The sequence below is a fragment of the Novipirellula rosea genome (genome assembly GCF_039541335.1).
In the GTDB taxonomy this organism is placed as follows: domain Bacteria; phylum Planctomycetota; class Planctomycetia; order Pirellulales; family Pirellulaceae; genus Novipirellula; species Novipirellula rosea.
In genome coordinates, this window is sequence record NZ_BAABGA010000046.1 from 64,196 (window position 1) to 79,281 (window position 15,086).

12 protein-coding genes are annotated in these 15,086 nt (G+C 56.3%); 5 read left to right on the forward strand and 7 right to left on the reverse strand.

The window, feature by feature from the left end:
* Positions 1–15 precede the first annotated feature (15 nt).
* The 3 genes from ABD971_RS17855 to ABD971_RS17865 all read right to left on the reverse strand — a co-directional run bounded on the left by ABD971_RS17855 (position 16) and on the right by ABD971_RS17865 (position 3,568).
* Positions 16–573 (reverse strand): macro domain-containing protein, encoded by a 558-nt coding sequence (locus ABD971_RS17855; protein WP_345324269.1) that lies wholly within the window; start codon positions 571–573, stop codon positions 16–18.
* A 53-nt stretch (positions 574–626) separates the two neighbouring features.
* On the reverse strand, positions 627–2,060 hold the full coding sequence (locus ABD971_RS17860; RefSeq protein ID WP_345324271.1) for a HEAT repeat domain-containing protein: 1,434 nt from the start codon (positions 2,058–2,060) through the stop codon (positions 627–629).
* Positions 2,061–2,131: 71 nt separating this feature from the next.
* A complete protein-coding gene (locus ABD971_RS17865) occupies positions 2,132–3,568 on the reverse strand; it encodes a hypothetical protein (RefSeq protein ID WP_345324273.1) in 1,437 nt (478 codons plus the stop codon).
* On the opposite strand from ABD971_RS17865, the gene ABD971_RS17870 reads away from it, so the two are divergent.
* The 4 genes from ABD971_RS17870 to ABD971_RS17885 all read left to right on the forward strand — a co-directional run bounded on the left by ABD971_RS17870 (position 3,567) and on the right by ABD971_RS17885 (position 7,137).
* Positions 3,567–3,866: a hypothetical protein gene (locus ABD971_RS17870; RefSeq protein ID WP_345324275.1), complete on the forward strand. Its 300-nt coding sequence runs from the start codon at positions 3,567–3,569 to the stop codon at positions 3,864–3,866. The two genes, ABD971_RS17865 and ABD971_RS17870, sit on opposite strands and share 2 nt — an antisense overlap.
* 71 nt (positions 3,867–3,937) lie before the next feature.
* Positions 3,938–5,068 carry an acyltransferase family protein gene (locus ABD971_RS17875; protein ID WP_345324277.1) on the forward strand — a complete coding sequence of 377 codons (1,131 nt, stop codon included), beginning with the start codon at positions 3,938–3,940 and terminating at the stop codon, positions 5,066–5,068.
* A 203-nt stretch (positions 5,069–5,271) separates the two neighbouring features.
* Positions 5,272–6,552, forward strand: coding sequence for a nickel-dependent lactate racemase family protein (locus tag ABD971_RS17880; RefSeq protein WP_345324279.1), 1,281 nt, complete (start codon positions 5,272–5,274; stop codon positions 6,550–6,552).
* 48 nt (positions 6,553–6,600) lie between these two features.
* Positions 6,601–7,137, forward strand: coding sequence for an NUDIX hydrolase (locus ABD971_RS17885; protein ID WP_345324281.1), 537 nt, complete (start codon positions 6,601–6,603; stop codon positions 7,135–7,137).
* 454 nt (positions 7,138–7,591) lie between these two features.
* Here the strand turns inward: ABD971_RS17885 and ribD are convergent, their stop codons facing one another.
* From ribD to ABD971_RS17905, 4 genes are all read right to left on the reverse strand, one after another.
* Positions 7,592–8,707, reverse strand: a complete 1,116-nt coding sequence (gene ribD / locus ABD971_RS17890; RefSeq protein ID WP_345324283.1) for a bifunctional diaminohydroxyphosphoribosylaminopyrimidine deaminase/5-amino-6-(5-phosphoribosylamino)uracil reductase RibD — start codon at positions 8,705–8,707, stop codon at positions 7,592–7,594.
* Between the two features lie 198 nt (positions 8,708–8,905).
* Positions 8,906–11,074: a tetratricopeptide repeat protein gene (locus ABD971_RS17895; protein ID WP_345324285.1), complete on the reverse strand. Its 2,169-nt coding sequence runs from the start codon at positions 11,072–11,074 to the stop codon at positions 8,906–8,908.
* 180 nt (positions 11,075–11,254) lie between these two features.
* The gene (locus tag ABD971_RS17900) at positions 11,255–12,043 is read right to left on the reverse strand and encodes a hypothetical protein (protein ID WP_345324287.1); all 789 of its coding nucleotides are present in this window, start codon (positions 12,041–12,043) and stop codon (positions 11,255–11,257) included.
* 272 nt (positions 12,044–12,315) lie between these two features.
* On the reverse strand, positions 12,316–13,614 hold the full coding sequence (locus ABD971_RS17905; protein WP_345324289.1) for a glycosyltransferase family 4 protein: 1,299 nt from the start codon (positions 13,612–13,614) through the stop codon (positions 12,316–12,318).
* 361 nt (positions 13,615–13,975) lie between these two features.
* Between ABD971_RS17905 and leuB the strand changes: the two genes are divergently transcribed.
* Positions 13,976–15,049 (forward strand): 3-isopropylmalate dehydrogenase, encoded by a 1,074-nt coding sequence (gene leuB, locus ABD971_RS17910; RefSeq protein ID WP_339946299.1) that lies wholly within the window; start codon positions 13,976–13,978, stop codon positions 15,047–15,049.
* Positions 15,050–15,086: the final 37 nt, after the last annotated feature.

The window sequence follows — 15,086 nt, forward strand, 5'->3', positions numbered from 1 at the left end:
AATCCGTCAAATTGCTCAACCCGCTGGAGACCAGTCTTCTAACGCCTCGGCAAAAACGTCGTATTGCCTTTGCTTAAATAGCACGAAGCGAACCAGCGAAATCGCTGGCGGCGTTTGCAGGAACGATGCCACCACATCGACCGCGATTCGCGCCGCGTCGACGATCGGAAATCGATAAGCCCCGGTTGAAATTGCGGGAAAGGCGACGGAACCACAGCCATGTTGCACCGCGGCTTGCAGAGCCAGCGTGTGGACCTGACGAAGCTGTGCATGGCATTTCTTGGCGTAACGCTCGTTGTAGAATGGCCCCACCGCGTGAATCACAAACTTTGCCGGCAAATTCCCCGCCGCCGTAACTTGAACATGGCCGGTCTGGCAACGGCGGCCCCGTTCATCCTCGGGCAGTTTTAGACACAGCTGTTTGAGCGTCGGACCAGCAGCACGATGAATCGCACCATCCACGCCGCCGCCACCGGCAAGCGAGGTGTTTGCTGCGTTGACAATGGCATCGGTGTCCTGATCAACGATATTGCCTAAGACAAGTTCCACACTGCCGTGTTTTAGTGGACGCATCAAGGGATCGCTCCTGCGTTCGTAGCATTCGCGGCATACCGGGAAAGTCCGCGTTACCTTAATTGTAACGCACTGCGAATCTTGGAGGTGACGATCGGGTCACGCTCGTCGGCCAACCGTGATCGCAGCTTCTGATTCATAGCCGCATCCTTCATGGTGGCGATCACCGAAATCGTTCGCAAACGCACCTCGCGATTGTCATCGTTCAATAACATCGTCAACCAAGGCCGCGGGTCGTCGATATTCGATCGTGATATCGTGTCAACCAATTCAAGACGCGATCCGACATCGGCTGAGACAACATGCGTCGCGATTTGAAGTTGAGCTTGCGAAAAACCACGACGAATCAATTCGTTTTTGGCTCGGTCCCGCAGCACCGCTTCGTCACTGGCAAGCCAGTAGATGACCGACTCGGTGGCGTACGTTTCCAGCGGCGACTGAGTTAAATAGCTGGTCGGCATCACTTCGCCCGCAGTCATCTGCGGTCGAGCAACGACTGCGGATGGGCCAGTGGATGAAGGGCCAGCGGGTGATGAGCCAGGTGAAGAAGAGGCTGCAATCGATTGCGACTGTGCTGCCGCGTCATGCACATCCTTCAAGTCAATCGCTTCGTTTGGCGAGACGGGTTTCAACAGGGTAGCGGAAGAGCGGTAAACCGATGCCGAGGGTTCGCCATCGCTGGAATTGGAATCGGTTGCCGGTGCACTCACCGAATCGGCGGACGTATTGCCTGGATCGTTTTTTCCCGATCCCCCCGACGAAATGATTGCCGGCTTGGCAAGCGGCCAATCGGTCCAAGTATCCAGCGCGTCGGCATCGGCAACGGGCAGCGGTTTGCTGCGGACCGCCAAGCGAACCGGTTGCCCTGGAACGAGCGGATCGTTGTCGATCACGCCAGGCACGGCACCTTCGGTGAGCGACATTTTTGACAGTGTGGTGGTGGCCAAGTTGTAAAGTGATTTGGATTCACTGTCATCTTTCTGGACCGATTCCATGATCGTTTGTTGCAGCAGCCCCGTGGTCCATCCGGTGCGGTCCTCGGGAAGCGACGCGGCGATCGAATCCATCGATGTCACCATCGTGTGGTGGTGTTGACGGGCGGCATCCCAATCGAGCGAGGTCCATGAATTCTGAGACTCGCGGAGCAATTCGTAAGCGGTCCGCGCCACTTCGGCCGATTCGTCGTTCAACGCACGGACCATCAACCCGATCGCAGGCGATCCGAGTTCCGAGATTTGAACCAACCGCTGTTGTTTTTCAGCGACACCGAGATCCTCAAAACCTCGCATCAAATGCGAAACGATCCACTGTTTGCTGTATCGGCCCACCGCCAACGTGCCGCCGAACAGAACCGCAACGATCAAAAAGAATTTTAGCGCCGCTTTGAATGCGTGGCCCCCAGAACCTGATTTGCCCGACCGCTTCACGGATCCATTGAGATGAAGTGCAAAAGGATTGGGAAGATCGTTTGGGTCGCCAGATTGCATGTCAAAATCACCAGAATCAAGGAGGCTGCGGGGCTGATGATTGTCGTGACAGACGGCTTTTCGAAGCAAGGTCATTTCGTGGACGTGCGAACAAGTCCCTGCTTTACTAAATCACTGTATTCGTCGCGTAAAACGCTGCGGTAAGCCGCCTGATCGCGTTCCTGTTGCTCCTTCATCCGCTGCGGAATATCAACTCCGCCGCTGATATCACTGACAATCGCCCCGAGCGATGGAAGCGATTGTGGCGTCACCCCAGGCTGGATCCAGACAATCCGTGCCGAGGAATCGACGAGCAACAAGGTGCCAGGGGCGATCGCAAACTTGCTAGCTAATTCGTTTTTTGGATCCCAGATCAGCGGCAGCATGATCGATTCTCGCAGCCACTGTTTAACCTCCTCTCGCAGTGCAACAGCGTCATGCAGCAACAGCACGACTCGCGTCTGGTCCGCCAATGCCGCCGGCAACTGCTGGCTCCACTGCTGAAGTACGACTGCGGAATTCAGTGCATTCACGTCATCGGCAAAACAGAGCACTGCCGTCACGGTGGGATTCGTTTCGGACCGGCTAGCCGAAAATTGAAATGGTTTGCGGCCCGAGGTGGTCAAGTCGACGCGATCAATCGGTGTCCCCAGAATCGCCGGAGGTGGCGAAGGAGGCAGCGGCACAAAATGACCGACAAACTTTGGGTTTTCCGGTAACGAATCGGCTTTCGGAGTCGTGGTGGGAACATCAAACGTTGCTGCTCGCAATTCCAGCGTCAATCGAATCGAAGGTGCCGCCGGATCCGCAGTGGCCGATACGGGGATCGACGGCAAATCGACTTGCCGGATTAATCCGCTGTGGATATCAACCCAAAAACCGTACTGCTGATCTCCCGCCTGGACTTGGATTTCTTGACATTGCGTTTGCTCGATCGTCTGTTGCTGGCCAAAGGCAAACTGGTGCTCCTCGAGAAACAACTGCTTCATCGGCTCTTCGGCGAACAACCATTCCAATTGAGGCGGCGGACCCGCCAATCCTGCGGCGACTTGTTCGACCAGAATCGGGTCGGTAAGCAATTGTTTCAATTCAGGTCGGCGGCCGATCGGCGGCGCTCGTAAGACTTGTGAATCAAAATTGCGAGTCGACGGGTCAACGATCCACGCCGTCACCCCTTCGGAATCGGACCACAACCGCGTGTCGTATGCTTGCAAATAGACCGTATCGTGGTTCGTCCAAACGCTCAGCGGAGCGACCTTGGTTTCGGATTGGGCGTCGGCGGTCTGCGGAACGGTCAGTCGAACGAGGCCTTCGTCGCGGTAGGAGCCCGCTGCGTGGTAGCGAGAAAAAATGGCTCGCAAATAATCACGCGGCTTCATTTCCTGGTACGCGACCGTGCGGACCGAACGGGTAGCGGCGTCATCGGTCGAGGTCGCGCTCACGCCATCGTCCGCTGAATCACATCCCGCGATCAAACCGGCAAACAGCGATCCACCGAGAAGCGACAAACAAAGAAGAATTCGCTTCATGGGGATCCTCGATTTGCAAGCAAAAATGCGTACGGCAACGGCACGGTACAACAACGGCACGGACAGACGGTTTATCTCGCTAGATTACGAAAACGGAGCGGTTGGTCACAATCGCAGCTGCACCCGCGATTTCGTCGCGGACGAGCCAAACTCCCTGCGGCTTGCGGGTGAAGATGAGGGAGGTTTTCCCGCGAAGCAACGCCGGGCGAAGGAGCCGGGCGACTTGGAGGCAAATTTTTTCTCACATTCCCCCCCTCGCCAGGACGATCTTGCAGAAATGGCCCTGGAGGAAGCGTGATATGCGAGCGTGCGGGGTGATGCCAATTTGCCTTACGCCAATTTGCCTGATGACTGAGTGGAACGATCAACATGCCAGACCGTCTTCGAAGCTTGGATGTTGCTCGCGGAATCGCAGCACTCGCAGTGGTCTTTTGGCATTGGCAGCATTTCTTTATGGACGTGAACCCGCTGGGGCACGACAACAACTTGGCGGCGTTCAATGCAGCGTCGCAGCCGCTGTACAGCTGGTTTAGCGGCTTCTATGACCATGGCTATCGAGCCGTCATGTTCTTCTTTGTGCTTTCAGGTTTCGTCTTTTTCTGGCTCTACAGTGATTCGATTTCCCAGCGTCGTTGTTCGCTTCAGAAATTTGCAGTCCTGCGATTTGCTCGACTTTATCCCCTGCACTTGGTAACGCTGCTGATTGTTGCGTTGCTGCAGTGGTATTGCCGCGAGCACTGGGAAAGCGATTTTGCCTATTCCTTTAACGACGGCTATCACTTTGGGCTGCATCTGATTGGGATTTCCTATTGGGGATTCGAAAGCGGCTATTCCTACAACGCTCCAACATGGTCGGTTTCGCTGGAACTCGGGCTGTACGCGATCTTCTTTCTTGTCGCTTACTTGGGTCACACCACATGGCGAAAGACGCTTGGAATCGCAGCGATTGCGTTGCTGCTTGAGCGTCTGCATCTTGGCGGGCGTTGGGCGGAACCGGTCGGTGCATTTTTTCTCGGGGGGCTGACTTACTATGGCTCGATGCAATATTTGAAGCGGCGAACGAATCGCAGCGACGCGGTCTTGTACGTCGCAACGCTGCTCGTTTGGGTTGGCTTTTCGATAACAGGAAAGTTCGTATTCCGAACGCCCGTGTTTCCCTTGACCATCCTGACACTGATCGTGACGGAGATTCGATTCAGCAAACTATTTCAGCCGCTCGCCTGGATCGGGGACATAACTTACTCCACATACCTGCTGCATTTTCCGCTACAGCTTGTCTTCGTGATCACTGCGATCGAGCTGGGATTTGATTCGGGGATTTTCTATCACCCGGCATCGCTTTTGATCTACCTTGCGATTCTGATTCCAGGTTCATGGCTCACGTTTCACTATTTCGAACGCCCACTCCAAACGTGGCTTCGCGGTGCGTTGATGTCGAAGCCCATCTCGCGCCCCGCTGAACGGCCGACCGCCCCATTGGCCGACGTTTCAGCAACATAATCACCGGCGTTCTCAGCAAATCCGATCCACCGCAGGGGTTGGCAACAAGGTTAACGTTCTTTGTTGCCATCGGTGGGTGCTGGCGAGCGACGCGGTTTTCAAGAGAATACAGGCTGATCACGCGGCGATTCCGTCGTCGTTGATTACTTTGGGGCGACGATTGGGTTGCCCATCGCAATCCCCCGCTGGCAGAGAACGCTGCATTGAATCCATCTACCAACGCCGCCCAGGTCGCCGACAAAGTCGCGGCGAATGAAGTTTGGCAATATGAAACCGGCTTTAACCAACGTGTCGGCGATGTCGCCAAGGCGACTCGCAACGCGCTTCGTGCCCCCGCCGATTTCCCTCCCCTGACCGCCGCAATCGCTCCGGGAGACCAGATCGCGTTGGCGGTCGACCCCAACGTGCCGGATCTGTGCAATGTCATTCGTGGCGTGCTGCTGGAGATCGAAGAGGCCGATGCGGAAACGATCGACATCGTGCTGTGGGATGAAACCAGTGACGAAATCCTGCAACAACTTGAAAGTGAATTCGAGACGATCGCGCATGTGATTCGCCATGATTCTCAGAAGCGTGACTTGCTGCGTTATCTCGGGGCCGACATCGATGCCGACCCGATCTACTTGAACCGCTTTCTTGCCGATGCCGATCTCGTCTTGCCAATACTGGCGGCTCGGCCGGGTGATGCCGTGGGCGATCATGAACTGAGTGGCGTCTATCCGATGCTGGCCGATTCCAACACTCGGTTGCGGCATCAGAAATCGCTGCAACAACCGCCGTCCAAGAACAAGACAACAAACGAGTCTCACGTTGGCTGGATGTTGGGGGTCCAAGTGATGTTGGCGGTGGCGGCGAATCCCGACGGCGATGTCGGCGGCGTTTTTGCCGGCACACCCGAAGCGACCCGTCGCTGGTTCGAACGGCCTCGCCACAGCGACGATGCCTTTCCTCCGTCCGCTCCCTTGGTGATCGCGACGCTCGAAGGAACGAAGCAGCAGAACTCGTGGGCTAATTTGGCCCGTGCCCTCGCCGCCGCTGCCACCCACACGATGCCTGGTGGCACCATCGTGCTGTGGAGCGAAATTGAGGATTCACCGAGTGATCGATTGGTGTTGCGACTGAGCAGCGATCGAGATCTTGAGGAAATCGAACGGGACAATGACGACGAGGACAACAGCGACGGGGATAACAGCGACGCACTCGCACAACGCTCACTGCTGGGCCAATCCGAGGACGGCTTTACGATCTGGGACGATTCGATCGCGATTGCTGATGCGATCCAACGTGTCGGCAGTGAATACCGGCTACTGCTGCACAGCAGACTTGGATCCGAGGTTGCGGAATCGCTGGGGCTCGGTGCGATTGAATCGCTCGATGCACTGCAGCATCTCAGCAAATCGTTCGACAGTTGCGGTATTCTACGAGCGGCACAGTTCGCGGGCAGCACGTTTGATCTGCCGCTCGCTGAATCCGACCCGGAATAATGCCGTTCGCTGCCCCGCCCCCAAAAAAACACTGCCAAGCTAAAACGAATGACCGAAGTCGCCATCGAATTTGCACATCGCTTTTGCCCTAACTGTGGCACCCCCAACGCCAACCTCGGCAGCATTCCGTTTCGCTGCGACGCGTGTGGGTTTGCAAATTTCTTTGGCCCCTGCGGCGCTGTCGGAGCGTTGGTCACCAACGAGCACAATCAATTGCTGCTAGTACGGCGAGCCCGCGACCCGGAACGCGGCAAATGGGGTTTGCCGGGCGGGTTCGTGGACCGCAGTGAAACGATTGAGCAGGCGCTCGCAAGAGAAGTCTTTGAGGAGACTCGATTAAAAGTTTCGAGCTACAAATTCTTGATGTCGCATCCGAATGATTATCACTATGGCGGAATCATTGTGGCGGTGATCGACACGTTCTTTGTTTGCAAAGTCAGTAACGCTGCGGAGATTGCCTTGCAGGCCTCGGAATTGACCGAGTTCCGTTATGTCGACAAGGACTCGCCACTGTTCGACCAGATGGCATTTCCTTCGAACCGAATCGCAATCGACTACTGGATCAACTCTGACTCAACCGATTGATTCTCTCAACCGATTCCCCTCTGCCAACTTGGATTCGGTCGGCGCATAAAAAAAGCTCCCGGAAAGTACGTAATCCTAGGGGGGCGGAGGACAACGCGCTTCAGTTCCGGGAGCCGGTGGATTGGGGGTTCGACTCAGTAGATACATCCTTGTATCAACTGGACGAACTCAACATTGCAAAATCATAGTCGCCGACGCAAGTTCACATCCGTGTGAAATTAACTTCGACGTGTTCCGCAGCAACAAATAATTTCGTTACCAAGTGCAGAATCGTCATGATTCTTTAATGCCTTCTCTGGGCGACACGCTGGGTGTCACTCAGTGATGGGCGAAGAATAGAGGTTAGCTTTTAGTCCGGTCAAGACGAGTTTTCCAAAAGTCGTAATTTGTTTCAGAATCGTTTCTTTTTACGGCAAAAACCGTGTTTTCAGTGCAACAAATTAAGCGTTGACAATCAATCACGCTGCATTCTTCGGTAAACCAGTTTGACATCATTGTCGCCGAGTCGCTGCAGACGGACCAATTGCAATGCTGCCGCATCAGCAACGCTTGCGAACCCGTCACCGGCGACCGGTCCTAAGGCACCGCGACCGCCAAACACTTTGGCACCAACATAGACCTCGTATTGATCGATGGCGTCGGCGGTTAAAAAACTCGCCATCAATTCACCACCTCCCTCGATCATTACGTTGGTCATTGATTGACTGCCCAGAAAATCAAGCGATTGATGGATCATGTGCACGAGATTGGAACTTGTACAGCGATAAACACTTGCACCAAGCTGTTCCAGTTTCGCAACCTCCGACGCGTCAATCTCCGGCGAGACGATCAACAGTACAGGCACCTCGGACGCCGATTGTATCAGACGCGAACGGGCTGTGGGCAATCGATGGGCACAGAAAACGACTCGCGTTGCGGTGCGAACGCCTGGCGGCCGGGCGGTCAACATCGGATCATCCGCGATAACCGTTCCCATTCCCACCGCAATCGCGTCGACACGGCCACGCAAAGCATGGACATCGGCGCGTGAGGCTTCGCTTGAAATCCACTGGCTCTGTCCCGTGCTGGTCGCGATTCGTCCATCGACGGTCATCGCCCATTTAGCGATCGTGAAGGGCCGACCGGTTTGCAGACGTTTCAAGTACGCCGCGTTCAGTTCTCGTGCTTCATGTTCGAGCACCCCAACGCGGGTTTCGATCCCGGCACGGTTCAATTGCGCCAACCCGCCACCGTCGACCTGTTCAAACGGATCGGCCATCGCCACGACAACGCGGCGGACTCCGGCGGAAATCAATGCGTCCGAACAGGGCGGCGTCTTGCCGTGGTGACAACACGGTTCAAGCGTCACGTAGGCTGTTGCGCCGCGAGCGTCACCTGCGTCGCGAAGTGCATGAACTTCGGCATGCGGCCCGCCAAAACGCTGGTGATATCCTTGGCCGATCACTTGGTTGTCACGGACGATGACACAACCAACCATCGGATTCGGTTCGACCGATCCGCGTCCCTGCTCGGCCAAGCCGAGCGCGAGACGCATCAAGTCATCATCGGATTCGAAACGAGAAGAGTTCATCAGCGATGGAATTCAGCGGTTTGAGATCACACAGATAAAAAGTGCAATGAGCTTTGAGCTCTGTCGCCAAAAGCCATGACAGGCTAGAAGCCTATCCCACAAAAGCCATGACAGGCTGGAAGCCTATCCCACTAAAGCCATGACAGGCTAGAAGCCTATCCCACGAAAGCCGCGACAGGCTGGAAGCCTATCCCACGATTAATCCATTCCGGGGACCCACAATTTGCTGCCGCCACCGGCAGCGGGATCCGCCGGCGGTGCTGCGGCACCGCCGCCATCGGGAGTCCAGATGCCGCCCGCTGCGGGTTCGGCACCTGCCGGAGCGACACCGCCGGGCGCGGGGCCACGTCGCGGGCTGCCATCGGGACGAATCAGTCCCATCGAAATCAGCATCTGCTGCAGCTGCGCCATCACTTCGGGTTCGTTGCCGTAACGCTGCGTCAGCGTTTCGATCGCTTTCTGGAATCCTTCGCCATCGCCCGCTTGCAATCGCAAACTGACTTCGCTGAGCAACAGATTCGCGGTCGGCAATTCGTTGGCTTCGGCGAATGCCTTCGCTTCATTGATGGTCGCGATCGCGTCCTTGGCGTTCCCCGACGCGTTGACCAAGGTGGAATAGGCCAACAGCTTCGCCATCTTCTGGTCTTCTGGCAAATCGGCTTCGATCAGCCGTTTTGCAAAGTGACGAATCGCCGGTGTCGACGAGATCTGCTGAGCTCGTTGCAACAAGTACAAGCAGGACTCTTCATTGAGCTGGCTCGAATCAATCCGGTTCAAATCGGTATTGGCAACCGATTCGATCTCGTCGTCGCCAATCGTCAATGTCGGCAGTGGCTCGATTTTGGCAAGTCGATAGACTTCACCGAGGACCTCCTCCCCTTTGGAAATGATCGCGTCGTACTGTTCTGCCACACGCACAACCACGGTTCGCTCAAGCAATTTCGAATCGTCGTCCGCGGTGTCAACCAAGGACGCGTTTCCGAGGATGCCCCATTTCGCGTTGGCAATCGCCAAAGGCATTCGCGTGTTGGTCAGTTCTTCTTGCATCGCGTCGGCTTCGACGGCGCTAGCTTTGAATCGCACCATGGCGACTTGCGGCTGCACGACGGCCAAGAACGGAAGCGGATCGCTTGGCTTCTGATTCAGCTGGACTGAATCGCCAATCGCTTTTTGAATTTGAGCTCGCACATCATCCAGAACCGACGAGGTGACGTCGTGGATTTCGACGCGGGCCGAGCGATCGGTCTGCTTGCCGTAGACGAACGCCATCGCGATCGCTTCGGGGATTTGATCGATCGGTGGCAAGCCTTCGGCGACTTCGGGGCGATCGCGGTCGAGTACTTGGAAACCGGCACGTGGCGGTACGTCGTCCTCGGACTCACGCATTTGAGCAAGCATTTCCGCGGGCAATGGGGCAAATCGCGAATCGGCGATCATTGCCATTTCCACCGGCTCGGCGCTTTCGATGTCGGCATCCAATCGGAAACATTCCGCCGCAAGGTCTTTGTCATCGGGATTGACCAAGCAGGAAACGGCACGGAACTGGACGCGTTCTTCGAAATCAAGCGATTCGCAAGCCGACAATTTCTTCAGGAAATCGCTTTGTGCGGCGACATCGCCACGCCAAATCGCACAGGTCAACAAGCCGGACAAGATCGCAGGTTCGTCGGGCAGCGTGCGGCGCAGCGACTGGAATTTGGCTTCGGCAAGCAAAACCTTGTTGCTGCGAAGCAGCGTGGCGGCTTCGTCATAACGTTCACCCCAATCGGCATCGTCAGGCCGTTGGATTGGCTGAGGAATCGATTTGACCAACTGGTTCAATGTCGGCGAGCTGTTGAGCTGACGCAGCAACGAGCCCGACATCTGGCTGCCTTCGTAGCCTTGCGCCATCATTGCCAAGCTGGCATAGACGCGAGCGGTCAAGAAAACGCCTTGGCGACCGAGCAAAAACGCGACGGCGGACGAGACGTCCAAGACAAACGCGTCGACGTCGCGACCGCTCTCGGTCAATGCTTCGAGCATCGAATCGGTGGCGGATTTGACATCACCACGGAAAACCTGAGCCGCAGCACGCTGGGTCAGCGCTAACGGGTTGCTGGGCTGCAAGCGAATAAATCGGTCCGCGTTCTCGGCGAGCGAGTCATATTCGCGTAAATCGAGCAGCAAACGTCCGCGAATGGCCAAAGCCCAAGCCGCATCGGGATGTTCCGAGAGAATCGTCGACAAACGATCCAGAGCGGGGACGACCTGCCCCCCCTCGACCATTTTCATCACGCGATCAAGCTCGCTCACGGATTCCTTGCACTTGCAAAACTTGATTTTTTTCCCACTGCCGCAGGGGCAGGTTGCATATTGGTCGACTGACATCAGATGCTAGCTTAAGCGATTAGGTATTTTTTGGTTGCCGTCGCACGACGCGGCGGCTTCCCAGGCCGAAGAATTTACCATGATTCACCCGCGAATCTGAACCCCCTGACCAAAATGGCTGAGATAAAAGCGTTCGTGCTCCGCAGCGGGCTAGTCCAACCCGGCTGAAAGCCGCAAAAATCAGGGCTTTGACGAGAATTCTTTGATCGATTCGAGCGAGGATCCCTCAGGAAACGCCTTTAATCCATGATCAGTCAACCGATCGAGCTCCTGGTAACGAATGTCGACGAGGTCAGAAATTCGCGAAAACAGATCCGCTACATTGGCGTCGACCAACGGATGGATGGTCGATTCATCGATCATTTCGCCTCGTTTAAATGATCGTGTGATCGACGCGTTGGCACGCAAATATTCTTGAAACCGTTTTTCGAGCAGCGGATCGATTGAAATCTGCACGTGATCGAGTTCGTGCAGCACCAACCGATCGGTCCAAAACGTCTCGGCCGCAGGCCGTTTGCGAAACCACACGGTGTGCTCGGTTTCGAGTCGTACGTCACTAAACCGCATGGTAATTCTCACTTCGCGAGATTCCGCGTTGCGATCTTGGCCAACAAACTTCCATCGATTGCGACTGCGATAGTGATACCCCATCCGGTATTCGGTCGTCGCTGCAAGTCGCCGCCCCTTTCGCGGTGCCGCAGACGAATCGCTCGATCGCAGCCCCGATTGCATCGATTCGGGTCGTGGCCCATAGACAAATTGCACTTTGCCAAGTTGGATCAGCGCCGCGATCTCAGCGGGGGGCGGCGGCAGGTCGGCTAATTCGATCGTTTGCAGATCGGCCGCGTCATCGCCAAACGTGGGCGGCGCGAATGTGAAAAACACGCAGCATGCCAGCGAGATCCCCAGTCCCCGCCTTGCTACGGTTCGCAGCAAACAGAGCCAATGCACAGGCGGTGTCGGGTTCATGAATCTCGCTTGTACACAGATGAATTCAAAAAAACGAACGTTACATCGATCCATTAAGTCTACACGATCACACCGTAGGATAGGCTTCCAGCCTGTCGACTCCACCGTGGGATCGGCTTCCAGCCTGTCGAGTGGGAAAGGTCTTTGCGTAGCAAAGAATCGCCAAAGGTTTTGGAGGGCGGTAGGAGGACACGAAAGTCTTCGCGACTTTCGCTACGAGAAGCCTATCCGACATTTTGTATCTACGGATCCCGGCGACATCCGGCGACGATTCAATCGCGATGTCCGGCGGCGACGAAATTGTCGCGTTGCGATACATGGGATTGGCGGCCCTCATCGAGCTTGTTCCGCCCGAGCAACTCGCGAGGCGAATCGATCAGTTTGCGGTAAACCTCGGCGGTTCCCCAGGCCATCGACAGGTCCGAAAACGATTGAGTTTGCCGCTGATGAGCGGCTTCCGCCATCGTGGTCCAATCATATTCACCCATCACCAGCGAGCGAATTTTGTTAGCGAGACTAACGGCATCACGAGGCTCGGCGAGCAAGCCTTCGACGCCATCGGTGACCGCTTCGGGGGTGCCTTCGACGCGAGTGGCAATCACCGGGACCGCAGCCGCCATCGCTTCGAGCACCACCATCGGCAACCCTTCGCCAAACAGACTCGGTAACACCAACGCATCGACTTTCGCGAGTTCTCTGGGCACATCGTCTGTAAACCCAACACGTTCCACGTAACGCCGCAGATTTAACCGATCGATCTGATCGTTGATCTCCGTTTCATACTCGGCGGTTTCAAACGGACCGATACAACGAAGCACCACATCGAGTCCTTCGCCACGAAGGATTTTTAAAGCATCCAACACCACTTCGAGTCCTTTCCGGGGCCGCATCAATGCGACCATGCCGAGCACCCAGCGACCGCCAACGACCGGATGATGAATCCGCTCGGGCCGAATGCTGGGAACGCCATTATGGACCACGGTAACCTTGTCTTCGCTGGCCCCTTTGGCAATGCAATCGAGCCGCAGACTTTCCGAAACCGTGATCAAATGTGAACACCCCGAAAGCGACGCGCGTTCCATCAGCGAGTTGATTCGATTGCTCCAACGATTGACCGAATCGCGTGCCGCAGGGCTGTGTACGTGATAGACCCACGGGACTCCGGTCAAGCGGGATGCTGCCGACGCGACCATCGCGGTCCGCGGGGTGTGAGCGTGCAAAAGTTCGTAACCATAGGCCCGCACCAAGTCACGGATGCGAAAGACGGCGCGTAGATCAAAGCGACTTTTCATCGGGGCCAGATGGCAACGTCCCCACTGCCGATCCTGTTCCGCCATCACTTGCGGGAATTTCCCAGGCTTGACGCAAACAAAATCGGCGGCGATTCCAAAGTTCGGCAAACAGCGGCCGAGATGGGACTGAACTCTTTCGGCCCCCGAAAAATACTCGCCATTGATCACATGCAACACACTGGCTTCGATCGAACACGGGGGTGACGCCGCCGGTTTGTTTGGCAGAACGACGGGCACCTGGACGGGGATCGACGCCAATTCGGTTTGGTTTTGCAGCATAATAGCGAGGGCAGAGAGTGTGTTTTGGCTAAGAGCGTGAGGGCAATGACCATCGGGTCAGCGACGGTTGCAGCGGTCAGGAAATCCCGCCGACAGAATCTCGACGGATACTGAAACTTGGGACGGTCTTGCGGCTCAGGCAGCCAGGATCCGGATGAACGTCTCGGCCTTGTTCACGCATCGATCGGGTTGCGACGGATGTAGGGATTGGGGCAGCGAGCAGGGCAGCGAGCAGGGCACGCGAGACATCCCCGGCCGCAACGGCCGTTTTTTTCTAGCGTGACATCGGATTGGGCAAACGAGGCGATTGGATTAAATTGGAGGCTCATCCATTCAAACCTCTCGCCCCAAGGGCACACCGTTGAAAGCGAATCTCGTACTATTGCCAGGCGATGGCATTGGCCCTGAAATCGTCTCCGAAGCCCAGCGAATCCTCGAAAAGATCGCGGAATTATTCGGTCACGAATTCTCGTTCTCGTCCCAATTGATCGGCGGCATCTCGATCGACAAAACGGGCGATCCTCTTCCTCAAGAAACCATCGACGCGTGCAAAGCCAGCGACGCGATCCTGTTGGGCGCCGTGGGCGGCCCGAAATGGGACGATCCGTCGGCGAAAACGCGTCCGGAAGCAGGACTGCTGAAAATCCGCAAGGAGCTCGGACTGTTCGCCAATTTGCGTCCGATCCGATTGTTCGACCAATTGGTCGACTCGTCGCCGCTGAAACGCGAAATCATCGAAGGCACCGACATCCTGTTCTTTCGTGAACTGACCGGCGGAATTTACTTTGGTGAATCCGGCCGCTCGGGCAGCGGCGAAGACGAAACCGCGTTCCAGTCGATGGCGTATAGCGTTCGCGAAGTCGAGCGAATCGTCCGCATGGCTGCCAAGGCGGCTCAGCAGCGTGATAATCGTTTGACCAGTGTCGACAAGGCCAACGTGCTCGAGCCAAGCCGCTTGTGGCGTCAAACCGCCGCTCGCGTGATGGCCGAAGAATTTCCTGACGTGCAGTACGATGTTGTGCTTGTCGATGCGATGGCGATGCACCTGATCAACCGCCCTCGTGACTTTGATGTCGTCGTTACCGGCAACCTGTTTGGCGACATTCTGACCGACGAAGCGTCGATGTTGCCCGGCTCGCTGGGGATGCTGCCAAGTGCGTCGCTCGGTTCGGACGGCCCTGGGTTGTACGAACCGATTCACGGTTCGGCGCCTGATATCGCCGGCCAAGAACTTGCCAACCCATTGGCCACGATCCTGGCTGCGGCCATGCTGCTGCGTCACTCGTTGTCGTTGTTGGACGAAGCGACCGCGATCGAAAATGCGGTCGCTGCCGTGCTCGCCGATGGACTTCGCACCAAAGATATCGCTCGCGGCGGAAAGCACATCGGCACCAAAGAAATGGGCGCCGCCGTGCTGGAGCGATTGAAGAAGTAGCTTTTAGGTAGGAGAAATATGGGATAGGCTTCCAGCC